The following is a 25,313-nucleotide window of genomic DNA, read 5'->3' as shown; positions in this document are numbered from 1 at the left end:
GTCGTGCCATCTGCATTGACGGTATAAGTATCTTTGCCATTAACTGTAGTTTTAGTCACACTAGCAACATTAGTACCTGCAGCAACTACGGTCTTGAGGCCACCAGCAATGGTTTGAACGTCACCAATGTTTGCCGCGTTGGTTGTGTTCGTACCGCCACTTGCCACGTTAGTGATTTGATTGCCACCGTTGTTAAGACCAGTGCTCGTTAAATTGACAGTTTTAGCTGCAATACTATTAGTGATCGTGATACCCGAGTTATCAATCAGAGTCTTACCTGTCGTGACACTACCCTCATCGCCAAGGTTAATATCTTTAGCAAGCTTGATTGTTAAGGTATCGCCATCTGCGACAACACCGATATTATCATTATTGGATAAATTGTTTGCATCAGTCTCACCACCTAAAATATGAAGTGTTTCACCTTGTGTGAGTGCAATAGGACCACCAATATCACCTTCAAATTTTAGAACTATTGGATCTAGTGGGTTACTAGGGCTAGAACTATTTTTATGACTATTGTTACCATCTACATGAGTATGAGTACCATGACTGCCATGGCTGTGACTATAAGTTCCCTCATGGTGATTCGAGGTGCCACTAGTTGAATTATCAGTTGTAGCACTTGCTTGCATACTGAAACCAGCAGCTAACATCCCTATTATGAGTGTGCTCAATCGTAGCGTGTTAACAGTAGATAAACTAGCAGTTGTATTGATGGTAGCGTTTGCACTCACGCTAGATTTGGAAGATTTGCCACGTGCCTTTGCGTATTCACCAACTGCAGTGAAACAGTTTAAGGCTTCATTCCATATTACCTTATAGATGCGGTTCATAATGTGTACTCCCTTATAGATTTGTCTGATTTAAAAAATCGAAGTTAAAATCCATTTTGTAGAGAGTTGATGTAACAAAAGAAAACAGTTATGAGGCAATAGGATTAGAAGTTAGGGTTAAAAAATTACTTAGATGATTATTTGAGACATAAAGCGTCTTATTTTGTAAAATCATTATAACTCTCTGTATATTATTATTAACGAATATACAGAGAGTCTCAATACCACCCATCGGTAATTTGCTACCGTTCATCAGTTATATTCTTATTAGTGAATATATGTTGATGAAATACGTTCTCATTTGAGGTTATTCCTATTTGATAGGTAATATTATTTTTATCACAAGACCCAATATGCCATCTTGGCGATTATGGACAGTGATCTGACCTCTATGTGCCATCACTACAGCATGGACGATTGCCAACCCCAGTCCATAACCGCCCGTTTCGCGATGGCGCGCCGTATCAAGCCTAACGAAAGGCTGAAAAATACGCTTCAGATCCTTTTCTGCAACACCGCCGCCCTCGTCAGTGATATTTATTTCAATAGCTGCTGTTTTATTAGTCATCTTCACTGCTTGTATCTCAGCCATCACTGCCGAATCAAAAGCAGTATGCATAAATGCATTACGAATGATGTTTTCAAGGGCACTATGCAGCTGTTCTTGATTGCCCATTACTGTACAAGAACCTAGCAATAAAGACGGATTCGCATGCCATTGCCAATATATATTCTTATGCTGAAACTCAAAACAGACATCTTGACCGATCTCATTGATAATTTCACAGATGTCTACTGCCTCATTTTCTAGAGTATTGATGGTATATTGCTGCATTTGAAGCGATTGAATACGGATAATTTGCTCAATCAGCTCATTCATGCGTGTAGACTCTTTATCGATACGGTCGAGATAACGACTGGCATTGGGCGCAAAATCACGGGTCAGCTCAGTAGCTACATCAAGACGAGCGAGCGGAGAACGTAGCTCATGCGAGATATCACTTAACATCTGCTTACGTGCCAGCTCACTGTCAGCGAGCCGCGTTGATAGTAAAGCGACATCTTTTGCTAATAACCCTAATTCGTCAGAACCCAGACTTGATAACTGCGGATTGACTTCATAGTTGCCATCTATCATCCGGTGTACGGTATCCTGCACACGCCCAATACGCCGAGTCAACGTACGACTGAGCCAAAAGCACACCAACACGCTAAAGAGTATGATCAGCAAGAGCCGCAGCATAAAATTGCCCCGCTGTAGCTCTAACACATCTTTAAATAATAGGTGCGGACGCAGCTGTATGATAACGCTGTCATTATTTGGCATAACCACTGTAACCTCAGCTAACTCAGGTCGGCTATCAATGTCAGCAATGGCTTTATGAGACGGTATTGGTTTTAAAATATCATCAAGGCTAAAAGGTTTATCATTTGAGCGCTCGCTTTTGACGCCATCCTTATCAAAGGAATACGCCCTATAAGGGTTCTTATCGACACGCTCTTTATCACTAATTTCATGATAATCAGATGTTTTATTGTCAGTACTGATACTCACAGAATTTTGAGGATTAGACCACACAGATGATTGCTCACCTTCTATCTGCAAGTCTATTGCCTTTATACTTGCCACGTCACGTGCTTGACGCCGCTTGACTTGATTTTCTCGAAACCGATATCTTGGAAATATAATAGCGCCCTGCTCATCGTATATCCTGATTTGGCTCATGAGTCTTCGATCTTCATTATAAATCTGCTTTACAGCAGATAAGTCACCCGCCTTCAAGGATATGACCAGCCGCTCACGCTGAACAAGCAGCTTATCAATTTGAGAATCCATACGAGTAGCAAGCTCGCGCTCATTCAGCCAGCGCTCGACCGCAATAGATAAGACAGAGGTGATCAGAATCATCGACAGCAAACTTAAAAATAGTCGCCAAAATAGCGGCACAGGTATACTCAGCCTTGATTTTTTTGTCGCTGTAGTATTTCTAGCTATTTCTGTCATTAGATTACCAACTGATAGCCTTTACCACGAATCGCCTTGATTGGCTCATCATGGAAAGGTTGAAGTTTTTTACGCAGGCGCGAGACATGGACATCGAGACTGCGATCAAAGGGCTGTAATTCTCGCTGTAAGACATGCTGTGATAGCCACGATTTACTGACTACCTCGCCTTTTTGTCGTAGTAAAGCCAGCAATAAATCAAACTCTGTACCTGTCAATTGCAGCTCGACGCCATCTATTTGACAAAGCCTTTGTTGTTGGTCAAGATGTAAACGACTGCTAGGTAATGGCAATTGCTCTACAAGATTTGCCACAATACTGGTGCGCTTAATCACTGCATTAATACGTGCCAACAGCTCACGTGGATTACAAGGCTTGGTAATGTAGTCATCAGCGCCAAGTTCAAGCCCTATGATACGATCTATCTCTTCCCCCTTTGCCGTAAGCATAATAACAGGGATATCACTAATAGCTGGCAGCTGACGTAATACACTGAGCCCGTCTAGTTTGGGCATCATGATATCGAGCACCAACAAATCATAAGGTGAATTATCCTGCATCGTCGTTTTTAAACGCTCTATAACCGCCTCGCCATCATGCACGCAGTCACAACGAATACCATGGTTATTTAGATATTCTTGCAGTAATTGAGTCAACTCTTCGTCATCGTCACCCAATAAAATATTTGACATCGTTATCACCTTATTCTCACGCCTCTCAATCATGTTATTGCTCATATTATCAGGCAAGCCTCACCTATGCGCCATAAACGTTACCTTTCTTAATGTTTCATAAATGTTCGTAACCTCTGGCTGTCGTATGATAGCGGTTATCAAAAACAAGTTGATGTTAATTTACAATGCCAAGTAATGAATCATAGTAGTGATTAATAGTGACTATCCGGGACGCTCGATCAAGACTAGAATTATCAGATATACCCTCACTTTTACAGAAATTAAGGTAACTCTTATGCAAATGACGCAAATGAAAAAATTATTGATGGGTTCAGTATTAGCGATGTCTAGCGTATTGACCGTGACTGCCTGCAGCAGTGTCAATGCCTCTACTGAGGCTGCACCAACAGCAACCAAAATGCAGCATAAAAGCATGTATAAAGATGGTATGAAAAATCCAATGGCGGAGCTAGATCTAACAGCGACACAAAAGGCACAAATCAAAGCCATCATGCAAGAAAAGAGCGGCGATCGCAAAAATGACCGGGCAAAATATCAAGCAGAACGTATGCAAATGCAGCAGCAGATGCAAGCATTGACCAATGCTAACACCTTGGATAACGCTGCCATCAATCGTCTTGCCGATCAGCAAGCAGCTAAAACCAAGCAGCGCTTTATTGAACGCGTTCAAACCCAACATGCAATCTCGCAAGTACTTACTGTTGAGCAGCGTGCAAAAATGGCACAGTTAAAATCAGAAAGAAAGGCAAAAGGTTATCATGGTTCAAAACAGCGTAAGATGCATAACCAAGCGCAGTAAGATATAAGCCATGGAATTAAAAAGCATTAGTTAGATAAAGTAAGAACATTTAAAGAAGCGTATTGGCTTACCGATGCGCTTCTTTTCCTCTGTATTTTACATTTCCTAAATTCAATTACCTCATAACCGTTTTCTTATCTGAAAACGAAAGATGTCAAAGTCCTTTCTACTACTAGCAATATTCGTTACTATTTAACCTTATCAGTTAATCTTATTGATTAATCCTGTATTTTTAGCCCAATTTCTTTCATCCTCGTAAAAAGGACTTTGCGATGTCAGCTCTATATTCTCATTCTCATCAGACACAAGCGCCCACTTATAAGACTTTAAAATCTGCAGCGTTAATTATTGGCAGCACGCTATTACTCTCTGTATCTGCCCATGCGGTAGACACAAATACTGCTGTCGCCTCAAAAACCATCAATCCAACCTCGATTAATACCAGTGCGATTAATCTAACGGTTATGAAAGAAAATCCCACGGTATTGTCTGAGACGCAGCGCGTGACACGAGCGAAAAGCAACACGCTCACGCCTAAGACCACGCAAGCCAAAACCGATCAAGCCATCTATTCTGTGGACGCTATCCACCATCCTGTTTGGGCAAAAAACGGCATGGTTGCTACCCAAGAAGCACTGGCTTCTGATATCGGCTTAAAGATTTTAAAAGATGGTGGCAATGCCGTTGATGCTGCTGTAGCTGTTGGCTTTGCGTTAGCTGTGACATTACCGCGAGCCGGTAATATTGGCGGTGGCGGATTTATGATGGTATATGACGCCAAACAAGGTAAAACAGTCGCACTCGATTATCGTGAAAAAGCCCCTAGTAGCGCTTCGCGTGATATGTATCTTGATAAGGAGGGCAATGCTGTCAGTGATTTATCTCGTTATCATGGCTTAGCAGTTGGTGTGCCGGGTACGGTCGCAGGCTTACTCAAAGCGTTAGAGGATCATGGCACCATGAGCCGCGGGCAAGTGCTGGCACCAGCGATTGCGCTGGCTGAAAACGGTATCGAAGTCACTGCTGGATTATCAGAGTCCCTAGAAGCGTTAAGTGATCGCCTACAAAAATGGCCAAGTACCAAAAAGATATTCTTTAAAGCCGATGGTAGCACTTATCAACCGGGTGAGCGTTTAAAACAGCCGGAGCTGGCAAAGTCCCTTAAACTGATTGCGGCAAAAGGTAGTGATGGTTTTTATAAAGGAGAAACCGCCCGTAAATTGGTTAAAGCGGTCAATGAAGCAGGCGGTAAAATGAGCTTACAGGACTTGGCAAATTATCAAGCTATTGCCCGTACGCCTGTTAAAGGCGATTATCGTGGTTATGAGATTGTCTCAATGCCACCACCGTCTTCTGGCGGTATTCATATTGTACAGATTTTAAATATCTTGGAAGGCTATCCGCTAAAAGACTATGGTCAAAACAGCGCCCAAACCATTCATTTAATGGCTGAAGCTATGCAGTTGGCTTATGCAGATCGTTCTGAATATTTGGGGGATTCTGATTTTATTGACGTACCCGCTAGCGGTTTAACTGCCCAGCCTTATGCTGATAAGCTGCGCGCTTTAATCAACCCAAATAAAGCCACGCCAGCAGCAACCATTAAGGCAAATAACCCTCTACCTTATGAGAGTGATCAAACCACGCATTTTTCTATTGTCGATAAAGATGGCAATGCGGTAGCCAATACGTATACGCTGAACTTTTCTTATGGGACGGGGCTTGTTGCTGAAGGTACGGGGATACTGCTCAATAACGAGATGGATGATTTTTCTGCTAAGCCCGGTGTGCCAAATGGTTACGGCTTAATCGGCGGCGACGCCAATGCGGTTGAAGCCAATAAACGCCCGTTATCTTCTATGAGTCCAACAATCGTATTTAAAGACAGCAAACCTTATATCGTCACAGGCAGTCCGGGTGGTAGCCGCATTATTACTACCGTCACGCAGGTGATCTCAAATGTCATTGACCATGATATGAATATCGCTGAAGCGACGCATGCGCCACGTATTCATGACCAATGGCTACCGGATGAGATTCGTATCGAAAAAGCACTAAATATCGATACTATTAAGAAACTGGAGTCCATGGGACATAAGGTCAGTCAGCAGTCAGCTATGGGATCAACACAGTCTATTATGGTTACTCCAAATGGCGTATACGGCTCTTCGGATCCACGTATTGTCGATGCTGCGGTGGTTGGATACTAAAATAACACTATTTCAATATTTCAATAAAAGCACCAAGTAGCACTTACTCTTCATACCTTCTTGCCCTCTACCATATATAAGGTAAAGGGCATTTTTAATGCTATTACAAGTGAATACCATATAATCAATATAGGAAATTGATAACTATTGGTCTTCTCTAACACAGTCAGCTGTCAACCATACAATTACTATATTGTGGATAGTTATCTATATTTTTGCGCGACGTCGAGTGGCTGTTATGAGCAAATAATGCTATGATTAGCGGCTGAGATACAGCGTATAAAGTGTGGCTATTAACATGATAGTTTATTGAAAATATCAGTCAAACCATTGATATAATATATTTTTTAAATAAATTACCACCTGTTTTCACTTGCTTTATCTCTGACACTAACTCGTACCATTTCCTTTTGTTTGCATCCGTAAGAGTCTTCTATGGCATTTGTACACCTTGGCATCCACAGCGAATATTCTATTACCGATTCTATCGTGCGTATTAAGCCGTTGGTTAAAGCAGCGGCGGCAGACAATCAAAGCGCCCTTGCCTTGACGGATCTATCCAACCTGTATGCAACGGTGAAATTCTATCGTGCCTGCTTAGGTGCAGGTATCAAGCCAATTATCGGCAGCGAAGTCATCATGGAGAATGAAGACTCGCGCTTAACTTTATTGGCGATGAACAACGAAGGCTATCAAAACATCACTCGTATCGTATCGCTTGGCTTTACCGAAGGACGTGCTGATCCTATTAATCACGGTACTGCTGTTATTAAACGCAGCCATATTTTAGCGCATGCGGCAGGTGTCATTGTCTTATTCACTGAAAAGTCAGACGTTGGGCAAGCATTGATTGGCTCAATGCCAGAAAAAGCCGATGATCTACTGACAGAATGGCAAGCGCAGTTTGCTGATCGCTTATATTTTGCGATTAAACGCACCAATCGTACTGGCGAAGATGCCTTTATTAAAGCAGCGATTCACTCGGGTGCCAAACATAGCATTCCTATTATTGCCCATAATGACGTGCGGTTTTTAGAACAAGATGATTTCGATGCTCATGAAGCGCGGGTTTGTATTGCTGGCTCTTATGTCCTTGCCGACCAAAATCGTCCGCAAACTTATTCTGATGCGCAGTATCTGAAAACCCAAACGCAGATGCAGCAGCTATTTGCTGATATTCCGCAGGTAATTGACAATACCTTGCGCTTAGCAACGCGCTGTAATGTGAGCTTAACGCTAGGTATTAACGTACTACCAGAGTTTCCAGTACCTGAGGGCGAGACCACTGAATCTTTCTTTCGCTTAGAATCGCAGCGTGGGCTTGACAATCGTTTAGACAAGCTCTTTCCAGTTGACGCGCGCAGTGATAATTGGAGTGATATACGCCAAAGATACGATGACCGCTTAGAGTATGAGCTCAAGGTTATCTTATCAATGGGATTCCCCGGTTACTTCCTGATCGTGATGGACTTTATCCGTTGGGCAAAAGCCAATGGCGTACCAGTCGGTCCTGGTCGTGGTTCTGGTGCAGGCTCGCTCGTGGCTTATGCGCTCAATATTACCGACCTTGACCCTATTCATTACGACTTATTATTTGAGCGCTTTTTAAACCCTGAGCGTGTGTCCATGCCCGATTTCGATATTGACTTTTGTATCGAAGGTCGCGACCGCGTTATTGATTATGTGGCGCAAACCTATGGTCGTGAAGCGGTTTCGCAGATTATCACTTTTGGTACCATGGCGGCAAAAGCAGTGGTACGAGATGTGGCGCGCGCGCAAAGTAAATCCTATTTTCTTGCCAGTAAAATGTCTAAACTTATTCCCAAGACACCGGGGATCACACTCAGTCAAGCGCTTGAGCAAGAGCCGCAGCTGAAAGACTTAATCTCCAACCCTGACAATATGGATTATGAAGATGCCATCGAAGTATGGGAGATGGCTATCAAGCTTGAAGGTATTTGCCGGAACGTGGGTAAACATGCCGGCGGCGTATTGATTGCACCGCACAGAATCACTGATTTTAGCGCCATTTATTGTGATGATGAAGGTCACCGCGTCAGCCAATTTGATAAAGATGACGTTGAAGCCGTTGGGCTGGTAAAGTTTGACTTTTTGGGTCTACGTAACTTGACGGTGATTGATGCGGCGGTCAGAAATATCAATCTGCGTCGTGCAAAAGAAGGCAAAGATGCGTTGGTATTAGAAGACCTACCATTAGATGATGCTAAAGCCTATAAGCTCTTGCAAGATGCCAAGACCACTGCCGTCTTTCAGTTAGAAAGTATGGGTATGAAAAAGTATCTGGCGAAATTACAACCGACCAACATCGAAGATGTGATCGCCATGTGTGCGCTTTATCGCCCAGGTCCACTCGATGCAGGCATGGTAGAGATGTATATCGACCGTAAGCATGGTCGCGAAGAAGTCATTTATGACCATCCCAATCTTGAGCCGATTTTAGAAAACACCAACGGCGTTATCGTTTATCAAGAACAGGTCATGCAAATCTCGCAAGTCATGGCCGGCTATAGTTTAGGTGGTGCTGATATGCTCCGCCGCGCCATGGGTAAAAAGAAACCTGAAGAGATGGCAAAACAGCGCGATATTTTTGTCACTGGCGCAACCTCACAAGGTATCGACGAAGCGACATCAGGTGGCGTATTTGACTTGATGGAAAAGTTCGCTGGTTACGGTTTTAACCGTTCGCATTCTGCCGCTTATGGCGTGCTTGCTTATCAAACCGCTTATCTCAAACAATACTACCCTGCTGAGTTTATGGCAGCCGTACTGACGTCAGATATGAACAACACGGATAACGTGGTGTTCTTTATCAATGATTGCCGTGAAAACTTTGATTTAACGGTAGTCAACCCATCGGTTAATCGTAGTGAGTGGCATTTTGTTGCTAATACCCCAACCAATATTGTTTATGGCTTGGGTGCGATTAAAGGGGTCGGTGAAGGCGCGGTCGAGTCTATTGTCGATGCACGAAGACGTGAAGGTCCGTTTAAAGATCTATATGATTTTTGCCGTCGCGTTGATATTAAAAAGGTCAATAAACGCACGCTTGAAGCCTTGGTCAGTGCTGGCTGTTTTGATGACTTTGCGGCGACTTTACGTCCAAACTTGCCAGCCGATGAAGCCTACGAGATTCGCGGTGCGTTAATGAGTCAGTTGCCAAGCGCCGTGCAAGCCGCCGAGCAAGATCGTCAAAATCGTGAAATCGGTATGATGGATTTGTTTGGTGAAATGGATGGTGTCGTCGCTGCCCCGCCACTCGTTATGACGCCAGAGCTAATTTGGGGTGATAAACACCGCCTAAAAGCAGAGAAAAATACTCTAGGGCTTTATTTGACCGGACATCCTATCGATGAATATCGAGACGAGCTCAAACGCTATACCTCAGGTGCTCGTCTCGATAAATTGACTGATACGGGCTATAACGGCTGCTGCTATTTTGCCGGTCTTATCATTGATATCGCCAACTTTGGTACTCGTAACGTTATTACCTTGGACGATGGGACATCAAGGTTAGAGGTCAGCTGTTATGCTGAGCGCTTTAACCGTGTCAAAGAACAGTTAAAAATAGATGAAGTCGTCATAATTAAAGGCAGCATCCGTGAGCGTGATGGGCGTTTATTTGCTCGTCTTGATAATGCCATGAGTATGGTCGATGCTCGCCTAAGATGGCTCAAAAAAATCAGTATTAAAATTCATGGTAGTGATATCGAGCTGCTGACACGCATGCAGCCTTTACTGAAATCGGCACAAGTCAGCATGATTCCAGCACCAAAAACATCTTATAACGATGAGCAAGAAGAGCAAAGCGACAATACTAATAACAATAGTTTTGGTGGTTATAATGCCTCAATGGGTGGCAGTCTATATGATGAAAATGGTAATGATTTATTGGCATTAGAGAATAATATGGCACAAGACGCTTATTCAAACGACACTGACCCAAGCCTAAGTAACAAAAGCTACGCCAACAACGCTTTGAGCAATACCGACGTCTCTATTAGAGATAATTGCCTACCCCTTGGACTCAGTATTTATGAAGAATATGGCATTGCTAATGTAGGACTGTCTGAGCATTGGCGCATTTATCCGAATGATGATAATTTACAGCAGCTAAAAAGCATGATTAGCGAAGATAACTTACATTTTCACTACAGCTAACGAATGTATTATCGTTAGCATATTCATTAGTAGGAAAATATTTATTATAATAATTCTTTCTGCGCTAACTTTAATCCTATTGGAACATGACTATGGCTACTATTACGAACAAAGATATGACCGCCATAACTGATGACGAGATTATCAATGCTGAGCAGTTTGAAGATATGCGCGACTTATTAGAAGAAGACTTTGTCGATTTGATACAAGTCTATCTTACTGATTGTCGTCACCGTATCACAAAACTCAGACAAGCTCAGCAAGAAGAAGATAATGCCAATGGCTTTGAGCTTGCTCATGCACTAAAAGGAGCCAGTGTCAATTTGGGCGCAACCCAAATGACGCGTCTTGGCAGTCAATTGCAAGAGCTTTGCCGTGAGCGTCTTATCAGCGAACAAGCCCCTCTTATCGAGGACATCGCCATTGCATTGCAACGTGCTGAGCAAGACATCAACCAGCGACTAGGACAGTAATGAGTAACAATGCACCCTCATCTTTAGCAACAGCAGTACCAAACGTCAGCAATTATTTGTCTTGTGTTCAAGTAGTGATGGTCAATACGACATTGCCTGCCAATATTGGTTCAGCAGCACGCGCCATGCACACCATGGGTTTATCGAGATTGACGGTGGTTGATCCAAAATTACCGATTGATGACACTAGCGTTTCTCATGCTGCTGGTGGCAGTGATTTGCTATCATCAGCAATCATCGCACCAACGCTTGAGTCTGCTATCGCTGATTGCCAGTTGGTATTTGCGGCCAGTAGTCGTAGCCGTCATTTGCCGCGTCCTGTGGTCACGCCGACACAAGCTGCCAAAATCATGCTGGATTTTATTGATAAGCAAAGCACGATTGACGGGCACGACAGTAATACAGCGCCCAATATTGCCATCCTGTTTGGGCGTGAAGATCGCGGCTTGACCAATGAAGAATTGGCTTATGCTGACTATCATGTTCAAATTGATGCCAATCCTGCTTATCCAGTGCTCAATGTCGCTTCAGCCGTTCAAGTGATCGCAAGCTTTATTTATGCTTATGCACAAACTCATATCCAAGCTGACAGCGAAGTTAATGATATAGCACAGGTAACTGACAACCTAGAGACGCTTGAACAAGGGATGCTTAATACCTATGTGCGCCAGCAATGGGATGAGCCAGCGATTACTCAACAGCAATTGCAACTGCTTACTGAGCGTACCACCGCATTAATGGTTCAACGCAAACTGGCAGATAGTGAAAACTTAAAATCGCTGCCATCACGCTTATCTAGACTCGGTTCCCGTATTCAACTCGACCAAAAAGAGTATCAGTTACTCAGTGCTCTGCTAGCAAAACTTTTAAAAAACTAACATTTAATAAGTTAATTTTCTTGCCACTATGGGCATTATTAGTAGTACAGGTAGTCATATCATTTAACAATAAAAAGGGATTTACGATGAATTGGACTGTTTACTTATCCGGAGAAATACACACTGACTGGCGACAGAAAATTATGCAAGGCGCGAAAGAACAGGGTTTAGACATTACCTTTATCTCAGCAGTCACTGAGCATGAAGCCAGCGATGCGGCAGGTGATGTACTCGGTAAAGATGACAATGGATTCTGGCGCGACCATAAATCATCCAAAGTTAATGCGATTCGCACCAAAAATATGATCCAAAAGTGTGACATTGCTATTATTCGTTTCGGTGATAAATATAAGCAGTGGAACGCCGCATTCGATGCCGGTTATTGCGCCGCGTTGGGCAAACCGTATATCACATTGCATGCTGAGGATATTATTCATCCGCTAAAAGAAGTGGATGCCGCGGCAATGGCATGGGCGCAAACGCCTGAGCAGATTGTTGAATTGCTCAAATATATTGTCAGTGATAGCTAAAGGATAGTAGTAATCGTCTGTAGATGAAGCGCTAATTATTGGCGTTTTATCTACAGACGATTTTTTATTTAAAGTACATTGCTATATTTTGTGCTATAAAACTGCTATAACTAAAGAGATTGTAACCAAAAATACGATAGGACGATTTATGTCATTGCCAACTGCTTTATTCAAATCGCTCGTCCGCATCAAAAGAGACCTAAAAGAAGATATCGATGCGGTATTCAATCGCGACCCTGCTGCGCGTAATAGTCTAGAGGTAATCTTAACTTACCCTGGCATCCACGCGCTTATTCTACATCGCGGCGCGCATTGTCTTTGGCAAAATGAGCAAAAGCTTGCTGCTCGAGTGATTTCTTATGGCTCGCGTATCATTACTGGTATCGAGATTCATCCTGCTGCTAAGATCGGTCGTCGGTTTTTTATTGACCATGGCATGGGTATCGTCATTGGCGAGACAGCAGAGATTGGTAATGATGTGACCCTTTATCATGGCGTCACGCTTGGCGGCGTTTCTTGGAATAATGGCAAACGCCACCCTACTTTGGAAGATGGCGTCATCGTCGGTGCCGGTGCTAAAGTATTAGGACCATTCACTGTTGGTAAAGGCGCTAAAATTGGCTCAAATGCTGTCGTGGTTAAAGCAGTGCCAGCAGGCGCAACCATGGTCGGTAATGCTGCGCGTATGATATCAGAGCATCATGACGAAAAAGGCAACCCTATTACGACCAAAGTCAATGATGCCAATCAACAAGAAAAAGCGGTTCAAGCTGCTTCTACCGAAAACCCCGCAGATAAAAAACCAACGAATCACACAGCGCGCGAAACCACTTTTCAAGCTTATGGCATTGATCCCATGTCACAAGACCCTGTTGCTGAAGCCTTTGCTAAAATGCTTGAACATATTCAACAATCAGAAAATCGTTTAGATCAACTACAAACTGCCATGTGCAAAATCGACCCTAACTTTTGCAAAAAAGAATATGACAAATTGTGCTTAGAAGATCTGGACGTGATTGGCAAAAGTAACATGAATGAGATAGGTGCTGAATCACAATAACTTTTTATTCTTGGGCTGAGTTTAGTATTAAGCTTAGCTTAGATTTTTCGTTTTATAACTGTCAGCTATCTATCCCTGCTACCAATTCTTTTATCCCTGCTCTCTCATGCGCTTTAAATGGATAGCGATTTGCCATTATTATCCATTCAGAATCATTATTTTTGCTTAGGCTATTATCTTTATCCAATTTAACAAGCAATATATCAATATCCATCGTGACTTGTTTTATACTTGTGGATGGTTCTTTTAAACGCTGTCTTTGACAATCGCACTCAAACTGTTTAAAAGATTGTTGTAGCTGCTGCAAGGTTACAGGCTTTGCCAAAGACAAATAAATACACTGATTGGTATAATCAGGTTTTGGTAATTCTATAGTGGCAGTGAAGTCAGGATTTTGAAAGGCTGTTGACAGTGTTATAGCACCAATACTTGTCAATCGCTCTCGGACACGCGGTAAGTGTATCTGCGGATCATGGTTGCTACCTAAGGCCAGTAGCACCGCCTTTACAGGCTGTGCTTGCAGCGTTTCGGGCTCGCAGCTTATCAGTGATTCAAATAAATCAGCCAAGGCTTTATGCATCATCAGACAAGCTAGTATTAGCTTGATTGGTAGATACGCTAGATGCGGCTTTGGCATAGCGGGTGATTTGGACACCAACTGCATCTGCTTGTTGAATAGCGGTAGGCTTAGCAATACTTAAGGTAATTTTATCGCAGCTATATTTTTCGAGCAATTTATCAGCGATTTGCCCAGCGAGATGTTCAAGCAGCTTTGCTTTAATAGCTTGGCACCACGCACTGACATCATCACAGACTTCTTTGTAATTTAGCGCATCGTTTACATCATCTGACACCGCAGCGCGGCTGATATCAGTTTCCATTGCGATGTCTATTAATAGTGGCTGCGTAATAGCGCGCTCCCATTCATAAACGCCAATCACTGCCTCTACTTTTAAGCCTTTTACAAATACGACATCAGACTGGGTGTGAAACATACAAATCCTTGTTAATAGTATTTTTACCATCAATTTTAGTTTGATGATTTATTTAGGCGTTAATGCTTCTTCACGTAGGCGTGCTGCTTTTAGCTGCTTGCTTGGGCGATGACGCCATAAATCGATACTGAATAATAGCAGACCCAGCCAAATTAAACCAAAGACTGCCAAACGATGTAAATCAAAAGGCTCATTGTAATAGAATACTGCCAAGAAGAAAATAAAGGTCGGCGTCAGATAATTCATAAAACTGAGGATACTATAAGCGACGAGCTTGGTGGATTTGTTAAACATCAATAGCGGTATCAAAGTAATAGGTCCTGCCAACATAAGCAGCCAAATAGAAGGCGTAAACCAAAAGCTGATATTACTACTCGCCACATCAGACTGCCAGAACCATGCGATAAAAATAGGCAATAGCATTGCTGTCTCGACAAACATTGCATCGACTGCTGTCAGAGGGGTTTGGCGCTGAATGGTGCCGTAAGTACTAAAGCTAAACGCCAATATTAACGATACCCACGGCAGGCTACCCAGCATGACAACTTGAATAACGACTGATAATAGCGCAAAACCAATTGCCACCCATTGCAAAGTACGCAGGCGCTCTTTGAACAGTAGCATCGACAACCCTACGCCAACCAGTGGTCCAATAAAGTACCCCAAACTGGCCTCTAAAATCTGGTTGTTATTGACCGCCCATACATAAGTGAGCCAGTTGATCGCGATGATAATACCTGACACAAAGGTATAGGCTATCCACCTCGGGTTTTTCTTTAGCGTGTCAATCCACTGCCAACGCTTGGTCACTACTAACACAACTAAAAGACAAGCAAAGGTCCAAACAATACGGTGACCAATGATTTCAGTGGCATTATAGTCCGATAATTGCTTAAAGTATAAAGGAAAAGCGCCCCAGATAGAAAAAGCTATCAGCGCGGTGACAATACCACGTCTGGTCGTTTTAATGGGAGCAGCAGGTTTTTTGATGACATTTTGGGTAGTCATAAGATAGGACAACTTTTTAGAGCAAAGCGCACCCTCACCCAATTATTATCATTGATGGTAATTTGGTGTTAAGAGTACAGGGTCACTACAGATAGAATAAAAGGTAAAAAGCAATGAGTTGATACTAGAAAACGTATCAACTCATTGCTGCCGAAAACCATAATTAAAATAATAAAATCAATAATAAAATTAATAGCTCATTTTATTGCTAAGCTATTATCATTGGCTCAAATTAAAGTTACTGCGTTAAGCACTCACAACGTCAATAGACATGCCAATTTGGTTGGCAAGTTCTGCAAATCCTGGGAAGCTGGTATTAACGGTTTCAACGCCTTCAATGGTAATCTGCTTAAAGGCGCGTAAGCTGGCAACCGCAAAACTCATAGCAATACGGTGGTCATGATGCGAGACAATATGTCCACCACCAAAAACCGCTTGGCTATTATTCACATCATTACTCTGACCGACCACCCCTTTACCTTCAATGATAAGACCATCTTCAGTAACGGTACAGTCAACGCCTAATGTCTGCAAGCCTTCTGCCATTACTGCAATGCGATCTGATTCTTTGACACGCAGCTCTTTTGCACCGGTCAAAAAGGTACGACCTTGGGCACAGCTGGCTGCGATAAATAATACAGGAAATTCGTCAATGGCAAGTGGTACTAGATACTCTGGTATTTCAATACCGACCAAGTTTGAGCTTCGAATAGTAATATCCGCTACTGGCTCACCGCCAACATGAGTCTCATTATTTAAGCTGATATCCGCTTGCATCAGCTTGAGAATATCAATAATGCCAGTACGCGTAGGATTGATACCGACTTGCTTCAAAGTCAACTCGCTACCTTGGCTAATAGCTGCAGCCACCATAAAGAATGCGGCCGATGAGATATCAGCAGGTACTGCGATATTACCGCCTGTGAGCGTGCCGCCGCCTTCAACACTGATACGATTGCCATCGACAGTGACTGGATAACCAAAAGCTGAAAGCATACGCTCGGTATGATCGCGGCTAACTTCAGGTTGAGTAACGGTCGTGGTGCCTTCTGCCCAAAGTCCAGCCAGCAATAAGCAAGATTTAATCTGTGCAGAAGCAACTGGCATATCGTATTCAGCCCCTTGTAGAGGTTTGCCAACACTATCTCGACCAGTAATACTCAATGGCGCTGTACCTTTTTGACCAGTGCTTTGAATCACTGCACCCATCTCACGTAATGGTGCTGCCACACGCTCCATTGGACGCTTATTTAGGCTAGTGTCACCCGTCAATACGCTATCAAATGCTTGCGCTGCTAAGATGCCTGAAAGCAGACGCATACTGGTGCCAGAATTGCCCATATATAAAGGTGTTTTGCTTGGCTTTAAGCCATTCATACCAACGCCATGAATGGTTAAATTTCCATTATCAGGACCTTCAATGGTCACGCCCATATCGCGAAACGCTTGCAAAGTGGCAAGCGCATCTTCCCCTTCCAAAAATCCAGTCACTTTAGTTACGCCAGTAGCAAGGCTACCGAGCATAATACTACGGTGAGAGATAGACTTATCCCCAGGAATGGCAATAGTGCCAGAGACGGTGTTGCTTGGGGTGATATTATAAGAAGCTGACATGGCAGAAGTATCCGTATAAGGGGTGCTGGCTAACATATGGCCAAAATGTCGCCGTGCGGCTTGCGCGCGGCCCAAAAGTCCCATCAGGGCGGTTGAATCTTTATCAATGATAAGCTGACGAATATCATTTAAATAAACGCTGTACTCATCAAGGGCGCTTACAATCGCGTTTTGGTTAGCAAAAAATATATCATGCCACATTTTAGGGTCGCTGGCAGCAATGCGGGTAAAATCACGAAAACCACCTGCGGCATAGCGGAAAATATCTAAATTATCATCATGGCTTGCCAGCTGTTCGACCAAATTAAAGGCGAGCAAATGCGGTAAATGACTGGTATGTGCCAATATAGAATCATGATGAGCGGCATCCATCGGCATGACGCTTGCACCCACTGCTTCCCATAACTGGCTTAGCTTGGCAATTGCTATATGGCTAGTCGTTGGTAGCTCACAGACAATAACGCTATGATTGACAAACAATGTAGCGCGGCGAGCATGATACCCTGAATTTTCGGCACCAGCAATTGGATGTGCAGGCACAAGCCCAACAGGCAATGTCTCGAACACAGTCTTGGCAGCATCAATAATATTAACTTTGGTACTGCATACATCGGTAATAATACAATCAATAGCAAGTAGACCACTATCCATTGCATTTTTGATATCTATAAATACCGCTTGTACCGCTTGTACTGGCACCGCAATCACTATCAAGTCACTATCAGATATCACGTCATTAAGTACTGAGCTACCAGCGTCTAGTAAGCCATGTTGAATAGCTTCCTCTAGACTTGGCTCGTGTCTATCGACTGCAACGATACGCTCAGCTAAACCATTGTCTTTAATCGCTTGCGCAAGACTTGCACCAATTAAACCCAAACCTATCACACACACTTGCTGGAATAGCGGCTGCGTAGAGGATGGAGTCAGTTTAGTTGCTGCTTGAATATTTACGGCGTGATTTATTTTTTGCATATTGTTTTAATTATTAGGTTGCTTATTAAATTACTTATTAGTTATTGATTTAATCATCGGTCAAAATAGAGCGCAGAGTATCAATCAGACGCATATTATCTTCTGCGACCCCTACACTAATACGCAGCCAATTATGCAAACCATAAACCTCTAGTTGTCGCACAATAACGCCTTGCTCAAGCAATGCCTGATAAATAAAAGCAGCGTTTGTGTCTTCCATCTCAACTTCTATTTCGACCATAATAAAGTTGGCATGTGACTTTATAAAGCCCAGTCCCAGTGCATCAAACTGTTTTTCCAACCAGCGCATCTGCTCGTTATTCATTAGACGAGTTTTTTCAATAAAGTCTTGATCCGCAAGTGCCGCTGCCGCTGCCGCCAGTCCAATGCGGCTCACATTAAATGGCTGACGAATGCGATTGAGTAAATCTGCCACAGCTACCGAGCTTAATGCATAGCCAACACGCAGACCTGCCAGCCCATAGGCTTTAGAAAAGGTGCGAACAATAACCACATTATCAAATTCATCTAACAGCGCCCGATTATTGCTCTCAGGGCTATATTCAATATAAGCTTCATCTAACACTACCAGTACTGAGCTTGGCACACTAGCGACAAACTCTCTCAGCTCAGCATGTTCAAGCTGTGTACCGGTTGGATTGTTCGGATTGGCGATAAAGACGATTTTGGTATTAGAGTTATCCTGAACCGCTTGGCTCATGGCTTTTAGGTCATGACCAAAGCGCTGAGCAGGCACTTCAACATCCATAGCACCCTGCATTTTAGCGAGCATCGAATAGACCACAAAGGCATACTGACTATAAACGATTGCATCATCTGCACCTACAAAACTACGTGCCAAGATATCGAGCAAATCATCAGAGCCATTACCCAAAGTAATCTGATCAACATTGACATCATTAAAATCAGCCAATGCTTGCTTTAGATAATAACCATTGCCATCAGGATAACGTGACAGCTGACCTAGCTGTTCAGTAATCGCTAGCGTAACGTGCGGTGAGCAGCCTATCGGATTCTCATTACTGGCAATTTTTACCACATCTGAAACACCATACTCTCGCGTTAGCTCTTCAATAGGCTTGCCGGTTTGATACGGTGTCAACGCCAAAACACTCTCGTAAGCAGGTACGAGCGGTAATAAATTTGACTCTGTCGATTGCGCAGACTGCATGATTAATCCTTAGATGTGATAACGCACCTATCATTGGCTAAGCCCATTAATGTCACTGGTGACCGCTATTTATGACAAGGCAATTTATAAACGCTTGCGGCTAATACTAATAAAACAATGACTCATAGAAACCAGTAAATTTATAGTACTGCTTTGGGATAAGAGCCTAATACACGTAAGTCTTTGACCAATGGACGAATATCAGCGATAGCAGCGCTCACATTTGGGTCTTCAATGTGTCCATTCATATCAATAAAGAAGACGTAAGCCCATTTATTAGGACGCTCAGGGCGCGTTTCAATGCTGGTCATAGACACGCCATGATACGACAAAGGTTTTAGGATTTCGATCAGAGCGCCCGCTTTGTCATGCGCTGATACCATAATCGAGGTTTTATCTTGACCTGATGGTGCAATTGCTTCATGACCAATAATCAAGAAACGGGTCGTATTGCTTGGATTGTCTTCGATATTGGAATAAAGCTTATGCAAATCATATTCTGCTGCTGCCACGTCACCCGCAATCGCTGCCGAGTGCCACTCGTTCTTCAAGCGACGTGCCGCTTCACCATTACTCGATACCGCAACACGCTCGACATTGGGATAATTCACATCAAGCCAATGACGACACTGCGCCAATGATTGCTGGTGCGAGTAAATACGGCTTAACCCATCAAGTTTGGTATGTTCAGCGACCAAAAAGTTTTGATGAATCGGCAGCTCGACTTCACCGATTATTTTTAATGTAGAAGATAAAAAGCCATCTAGCGTATGGTTGACTACGCCTTCAGATGAGTTTTCAACGGGCACGACGCCATACATTGCGGTGCCCGCTTCAACTTCACGAAACACATCAGTAATGGTATTCAGCGGTACAGTATCCGCCGCTTTACCAAAGTGCTTTAATGCAGCCGCATGAGTAAAAGTGCCCAGTGGACCCAAAAACGCAATGCGCTGCGGCGCTTCTAAATCAAGGCATACCGACATAATCTCTCGAAACAAGCGTGCCATTTTTTCATCGGCAATAGGTCCTTCATTACGCTCCATGACAGCTTTTAGCACTTGCGCCTCACGCTCTGGACGATAAAAGATAGGGTTGGCATTTTCAGCAGCAGAATCATTGGCAATGTGGTTCTTTTTGACGCTCGCCACTTGCTGAGCCAATTTGGCACGATTGTTAATCAGCGTCTGAATTTCGCAGTCTACCGCATCGATACTGCCGCGCAATGTATTCAAAAACTCTTTATCCGTTGCGGTAGTACTGATGCTTGCGGTGGTTTGGTTTAGATTATCATTGTTTTGTTCTGGTGACTGCTCACTCATTACCGCCCATCCTTTTTAGATTTTATTACTGTTAGGTATAAATACTTGTCAATGATGACCATAAATACTTCGTTAAAAGACATGAAGACTTTTTAAAGAACATAAATATTTTTGCTCTTATATCACCAATTTATCATTATTGGTTTTTTAAAGCAGCGCTATGTTCTTAGTAAAGTTCGTAGTATTCGTAAAGCTCAACCACTGACCGGCTCTACTATAACAAAAACTACGGACAGTGCCCATTCGTAAATGAACGTAAAGTGGCAAATCGCTATAAATCTTAGCATAGTTAAGCGATATATGGGCTTAGCCTGCTAAAACTATCAGGTAACATGTGCCTAAATCTATGTTACAGTTTAAACGGACACAGGATTTTATCCATAATAGACCACAACCATCCATAAGAAAATAACACCATTAATGAATAATACCAAGGATATCTGATGAGCGCATTACAACAGCTTCGCACTATGACCACCATTGTCGCTGATACAGGCGATCTTGCCGCCATTGAGCGTCTAAAACCTATCGATGCGACCACCAATCCAAGTCTAATTACCAAAGCACTGATCCATCCTGATAATGAAGCGGTATTATCAGAAACCATGAGCCGCCATCGAGATGATATCGATGCGGTAATTGATGAGCTAACCATTCAAATCGGCTGTAATATTTTATCTTTAATTGAAAGACGTGTCTCAACTGAGGTCGATGCTCGCTTGTCCTATGACACACAAGCGACCATTGATAAGGCATTGGCATTCATGGAAGCCTATCAAAAAGCAGGTATCGACTCAGAGCGTGTGTTGATTAAGATGGCAGCGACTTGGCAAGGTATTGAGGCGGCACGCTACCTTGAAACTCAAGGTATACACTGCAATCTCACCTTGCTCTTTGGGCAACATCAAGCTATCGCTTGTGCAGATGCTGGTGTGACCTTGATATCCCCTTTTGTTGGACGTATTTTGGATTGGCAAAAACGCCAGCAAAACCGTCAAAACATACCTGTCTCTGATGACATGGGCGTACAATCGGTTAAGCTCATTTATCAATACTACAAGCAGCATGGCTATAAAACGCAGGTAATGGGCGCAAGTTTCCGCTCAACTGAGCAGATATTGGCGCTGGCAGGCTGTGATTTACTGACCATTGCACCTGACCTCATTGATGAGCTAGCAGCAATGGATATCGAGGTTACACGTCAATTATCAGAAAGTATGTCAATGGACATGACAGATATGACACGAGTGAGCTTAAGCGCTGAAGAATTCAGTAGCGCCTATCAACAAGATACCATTACTCAAGATCTTTTACCAAAAGGCATTGACGGCTTTATCGGTGCGCGTGATGAGCTTGCTCATATGTTAGCGAGTATGCGCAGCTAAGCTGTATATATGATTAATATGGGCGTATAACCAAGCCTATCTGGCTTGAGAGTTACTTACTAAAGCACTATAAAACAGTGGAAATATTACATAGGTATACGCAGCAGGTAATAAAAGAAATTTGCCTGCTCATAGTAAGTTGGCTATTATGAGCGACCTAAAATGACTACAAGCAAGGCTTAATTATGAAACGGCTAGCAGTGATATTAGCAAGCAGTACGCTTGCGATTGGTGCTCATGCAGTAAACTGGTCAAAAGTAACAGAAAGTCAGACCGGTTCCATTTTTAGCTTAGATTTGGATTCTATCGAACGCTCTGACATCAATATCCTTGATGAAAAGCGGGTCGAAAATGTTACCGTCTCCATTCGTAGAACCTACCCTGCATTAAAAAGTACAACGAGTGATAGTAAAGAAAGCGGTATTCATCATAGCGACCAGCAATGGCTTATCTCTTGTAAGGACGCCAGCTATTACAGACGGGCATACGTTTATTATACCGCTGACGACAAAGTAATAAAGTCTTGGCAATCAGAAAAACCCCTCCTGACTACCAAAGATTTTAAAATTACTGCCCCAAAAACTGTCAGTCGTATACTAGTCGAGCAAGCTTGTAAAAATTACGAGCAAGCCAAATAGCACACGTAACATACAAGCAGTCTAAAAAACCCTGATTAAAAAAGCGCGCTGAATAGGTTCAGCGCGCTTTTTTAGATTGTTTTAGTCATATCATCTCAAAGCCATAGAAAACTGGCTTTTATCGCATTTTACTTATAATTAAGGTACCCTAAAAACACTACGGTACTGCTGGTATAAATTTTTTGCAGCCTCTGTCTGCGTAGGCACAGTAAGCAAGAAAAATTAATACCAGCAGCACATAATGTATCGATATTACTTTTTATTTTTACCGACTATAAGTAAAACTGCCTGTCATTTACGCCTTCAATACCGTATAAACAGGCACTGGAAAATCGCCATGTAAATCCACCAAATCTAATAAGACTAATGCACCAACGACCGTATGATCGGCTGATTGACATAGCTCATAAGCGGTGGTCAATGTGCCGCCCGTTGCCAAGATATCATCAATCAATAGCACGCGCTCTGGTGGCAGATTGTTTTGCATCTCAAGAGTATCTTTACCGTACTCTAACGCGTAGGCTTTATTGGCAACAGGCGGTGGTAACTTGCCGGGTTTACGTAGCAAAATCATACCTTTACCCAGACGTCCTGCCAGCAAACCTGCAAACACGAATCCACGGGCTTCAACAGCACCCAAACAATCCACCTCATCCATTATGCCTTCAGGTAGGACAGACAGCAGTGCATCAATGACTTCATTAATGTGACTGCGTAGTAACGGTGTAATATCATAAAAATCAATGCCGACTTTAGGGAAGTCTGGTACTGTGCGAATGATGTTCCAAAATGGATGATCGGTATTGAGCGTATTCGATGACTCGATTGCGGTATCAACTGCTGTAACAGCGGTGTTTGCGCTCATAATAACCCTTAACGTCTATAACTTAGATAATGATGTAACAATAGCAAATAATCTATGCATCGGAAAATTAACGGCGGTTATTATAGAATAATTGCCTTTAATATTGCGCGGCAATGGGGAAAACACCACTTATTAAGTCAATAAAATCAGGCATAGTGACTTGATAAACGTTTATTAATCTCAATATACAAGTGTAAACTTAACTATGAAAACAACGGTTATATGCTAAACTAGCTGCGTTTTTACAGTCTAAATATTGACGGTAATCATTCTTGATGTGCCATCAATATCACCTTAAAAACGTATAGTAACACTGGTAATAATCGATAGGACTCTTTATGAAACGTTATGAATGTATTGTCTGCGGCTGGATATATGATGAAGCACTGGGCTGCCCTGAAGAAGGTATAGCACCGGGCACCAAATGGGATGATATCCCTGATGATTGGACATGCCCAGAATGCGGCGTTGGCAAGCTTGATTTTGAGATGCTAGAACTTTAAGCCAATGACCTTTTAGATAGGACCGTTCATGACAGAAAAAAACAACATTGATAATGCTGCTAAATTGCCTGATTCATTGGATAGCAGCTCAAGTTACCCGACGCCTGAATGGCAAAAATTTGGTGAGCATTTGTGGGGCGCATCAGACCTCAGTGAGCATCTTTATCAAGCCATGATAGATATCGGCGACGGTATTGAGCTGTGTGTTGAAGCTGGTGGTAATCCTAATCATCCGCCACTGCTTATGATTATGGGACTTGGCTCGCAAATGATATTTTGGCCAAATCATTTTATTAAGCGCCTTATTGATGCCGGTTTTTTTGTGATTCGTTTTGACAATCGTGATATCGGTTTGTCCTCTAAAGTACAAATCGATGGTCTACCGCGTATTAGTCAGCTTAAAATGATGATGCGCCTGCAAACAGGACTGTCTAATAAAGGTGCACAGGTTGCCTACAATTTAACCGACATGGCAGAAGATACGGCGCGTTTAATCAAGGCTTTGCAGCTTGGCAAAACACATTTGCTGGGTGCTTCTATGGGTGGCATGATTGCCCAAATCGTAGCGGCACGTTATCCAAGCCTAGTACAGCGGATGGCATTGATGTTTACCACCACCAACCGTGCCTTTTTAAAACCACCAAAGCCTAGACAGCTATATACGCTGATTAATCGCCCTGAGAGCCACTCTGAGCGTGATATCGTGCGCCATAGCGTTTGGTTTATGAAGACTGTTGGTACGCCAGGGCATGTAAATGTGCGCATGGTACGTGATATTGCCAAGATACGGTATCAGCGTAACTTTCATCCGCTCGGTACGGTGCAGCAGCTCAATGCTATCTTGGCATCAGGTTCTATCAGTCGATTTAGTAAACAAGTCAAAGCACCTACTATCGTATTACATGGCAGCGCTGATGGCTTAATTCCTGCCTCACAAGGTCGCGTGGTAGCCAAAACCATCCCTAATGCCAAATTTCATTTGATTGAAGGCATGGCGCACGATATTCCTGAGTACTATCAGCCGTATATGGTTGATTTAATTAGCAATCACTTATTAGAGAAATAACGTTAATACGCAAGTTTGTGAAATTTTCCGGCTACAAAAAAGAGCTTATAGCAATCATGAATCGCTATAAGCTCTTTTTTTGGTC

General features: G+C 42.9%; 21 protein-coding genes. 11 read left to right on the top strand and 10 right to left on the bottom strand.

What is annotated here, in order from left to right:
- From FQ082_RS12390 to FQ082_RS12380, 3 genes are all read right to left on the bottom strand, one after another.
- Positions 1-836 (bottom strand): ESPR domain-containing protein (locus FQ082_RS12390; protein WP_262498223.1); only part of this gene is annotated, 836 nt, incomplete at its 3' end.
- Between the two features lie 313 nt (positions 837-1,149).
- Positions 1,150-2,841 carry a sensor histidine kinase gene (locus FQ082_RS12385; RefSeq protein WP_149493361.1) on the bottom strand — a complete coding sequence of 564 codons (1,692 nt, stop codon included), beginning with the start codon at positions 2,839-2,841 and terminating at the stop codon, positions 1,150-1,152.
- Entirely contained in the window at positions 2,841-3,533 is a 693-nt protein-coding gene (locus tag FQ082_RS12380; RefSeq protein ID WP_149493359.1) for a response regulator transcription factor, read from the bottom strand. Before FQ082_RS12380 ends, FQ082_RS12385 begins: the two co-directional genes overlap by 1 nt.
- A gap of 277 nt (positions 3,534-3,810) precedes the next feature.
- Here FQ082_RS12380 and FQ082_RS12375 point away from each other — a divergent pair, with 277 nt between their 5' ends.
- The 7 genes from FQ082_RS12375 to cysE all read left to right on the top strand — a co-directional run bounded on the left by FQ082_RS12375 (position 3,811) and on the right by cysE (position 13,665).
- On the top strand, positions 3,811-4,335 hold the full coding sequence (locus tag FQ082_RS12375) for a Spy/CpxP family protein refolding chaperone (protein WP_149493357.1): 525 nt from the start codon (positions 3,811-3,813) through the stop codon (positions 4,333-4,335).
- 272 nt (positions 4,336-4,607) lie between these two features.
- Positions 4,608-6,545, top strand: a complete 1,938-nt coding sequence (ggt, locus tag FQ082_RS12370; protein ID WP_149493355.1) for a gamma-glutamyltransferase — start codon at positions 4,608-4,610, stop codon at positions 6,543-6,545.
- A 435-nt stretch (positions 6,546-6,980) separates the two neighbouring features.
- On the top strand, positions 6,981-10,724 hold the full coding sequence (dnaE, locus tag FQ082_RS12365) for a DNA polymerase III subunit alpha (protein WP_149493353.1): 3,744 nt from the start codon (positions 6,981-6,983) through the stop codon (positions 10,722-10,724).
- Positions 10,725-10,816: 92 nt separating this feature from the next.
- Positions 10,817-11,197, top strand: a complete 381-nt coding sequence (locus FQ082_RS12360) for an Hpt domain-containing protein (protein WP_149493351.1) — start codon at positions 10,817-10,819, stop codon at positions 11,195-11,197.
- On the top strand, positions 11,197-12,075 hold the full coding sequence (locus tag FQ082_RS12355; RefSeq protein WP_149493349.1) for an RNA methyltransferase: 879 nt from the start codon (positions 11,197-11,199) through the stop codon (positions 12,073-12,075). Before FQ082_RS12360 ends, FQ082_RS12355 begins: the two co-directional genes overlap by 1 nt.
- A gap of 86 nt (positions 12,076-12,161) precedes the next feature.
- Positions 12,162-12,605: a YtoQ family protein gene (locus tag FQ082_RS12350; RefSeq protein WP_149493347.1), complete on the top strand. Its 444-nt coding sequence runs from the start codon at positions 12,162-12,164 to the stop codon at positions 12,603-12,605.
- 187 nt (positions 12,606-12,792) lie between these two features.
- On the top strand, positions 12,793-13,665 hold the full coding sequence (cysE, locus tag FQ082_RS12345; RefSeq protein ID WP_267284373.1) for a serine O-acetyltransferase: 873 nt from the start codon (positions 12,793-12,795) through the stop codon (positions 13,663-13,665).
- Between the two features lie 61 nt (positions 13,666-13,726).
- On the opposite strand, the gene FQ082_RS12340 is transcribed toward cysE, so the two are convergent.
- From FQ082_RS12340 to pheA, 6 genes are all read right to left on the bottom strand, one after another.
- Entirely contained in the window at positions 13,727-14,248 is a 522-nt protein-coding gene (locus tag FQ082_RS12340) for a 2-amino-4-hydroxy-6-hydroxymethyldihydropteridine diphosphokinase (RefSeq protein WP_149493345.1), read from the bottom strand.
- Positions 14,238-14,660, bottom strand: coding sequence for a dihydroneopterin aldolase (folB, locus tag FQ082_RS12335; RefSeq protein WP_149493343.1), 423 nt, complete (start codon positions 14,658-14,660; stop codon positions 14,238-14,240). The genes FQ082_RS12340 and folB overlap by 11 nt, the downstream gene beginning before the upstream one ends.
- A gap of 48 nt (positions 14,661-14,708) precedes the next feature.
- Positions 14,709-15,668, bottom strand: a complete 960-nt coding sequence (rarD, locus tag FQ082_RS12330; protein ID WP_149493341.1) for an EamA family transporter RarD — start codon at positions 15,666-15,668, stop codon at positions 14,709-14,711.
- A 246-nt stretch (positions 15,669-15,914) separates the two neighbouring features.
- The gene (locus FQ082_RS12325) at positions 15,915-18,257 is read right to left on the bottom strand and encodes a bifunctional prephenate dehydrogenase/3-phosphoshikimate 1-carboxyvinyltransferase (RefSeq protein WP_149493339.1); all 2,343 of its coding nucleotides are present in this window, start codon (positions 18,255-18,257) and stop codon (positions 15,915-15,917) included.
- 49 nt (positions 18,258-18,306) lie between these two features.
- On the bottom strand, positions 18,307-19,449 hold the full coding sequence (hisC, locus tag FQ082_RS12320; protein ID WP_149493337.1) for a histidinol-phosphate transaminase: 1,143 nt from the start codon (positions 19,447-19,449) through the stop codon (positions 18,307-18,309).
- 140 nt (positions 19,450-19,589) lie between these two features.
- Positions 19,590-20,771, bottom strand: coding sequence for a prephenate dehydratase (gene pheA, locus FQ082_RS12315; RefSeq protein ID WP_011513537.1), 1,182 nt, complete (start codon positions 20,769-20,771; stop codon positions 19,590-19,592).
- Positions 20,772-21,214: 443 nt separating this feature from the next.
- Between pheA and FQ082_RS12310 the strand changes: the two genes are divergently transcribed.
- Together FQ082_RS12310 and FQ082_RS12305 are read left to right on the top strand one after the other, a co-directional pair.
- Positions 21,215-22,156: a transaldolase gene (locus tag FQ082_RS12310; protein ID WP_149493335.1), complete on the top strand. Its 942-nt coding sequence runs from the start codon at positions 21,215-21,217 to the stop codon at positions 22,154-22,156.
- A 185-nt stretch (positions 22,157-22,341) separates the two neighbouring features.
- Entirely contained in the window at positions 22,342-22,794 is a 453-nt protein-coding gene (locus tag FQ082_RS12305; protein WP_149493333.1) for a hypothetical protein, read from the top strand.
- A gap of 295 nt (positions 22,795-23,089) precedes the next feature.
- Here the strand turns inward: FQ082_RS12305 and FQ082_RS12300 are convergent, their stop codons facing one another.
- Positions 23,090-23,659 carry an adenine phosphoribosyltransferase gene (locus tag FQ082_RS12300; RefSeq protein WP_149493331.1) on the bottom strand — a complete coding sequence of 190 codons (570 nt, stop codon included), beginning with the start codon at positions 23,657-23,659 and terminating at the stop codon, positions 23,090-23,092.
- 338 nt (positions 23,660-23,997) lie between these two features.
- Here FQ082_RS12300 and FQ082_RS12295 point away from each other — a divergent pair, with 338 nt between their 5' ends.
- A complete protein-coding gene (locus FQ082_RS12295) occupies positions 23,998-24,162 on the top strand; it encodes a rubredoxin (protein WP_011280463.1) in 165 nt (54 codons plus the stop codon).
- A gap of 28 nt (positions 24,163-24,190) precedes the next feature.
- The gene (locus FQ082_RS12290) at positions 24,191-25,228 is read left to right on the top strand and encodes an alpha/beta fold hydrolase (RefSeq protein ID WP_020443400.1); all 1,038 of its coding nucleotides are present in this window, start codon (positions 24,191-24,193) and stop codon (positions 25,226-25,228) included.
- Positions 25,229-25,313: the final 85 nt, after the last annotated feature.

It is taken from the genome of Psychrobacter sp. ANT_H56B (genome assembly GCF_008369245.1).
Classification (GTDB): domain Bacteria; phylum Pseudomonadota; class Gammaproteobacteria; order Pseudomonadales; family Moraxellaceae; genus Psychrobacter; species Psychrobacter cryohalolentis.
This window is presented reverse-complemented; position numbering and strand designations above follow the sequence as displayed.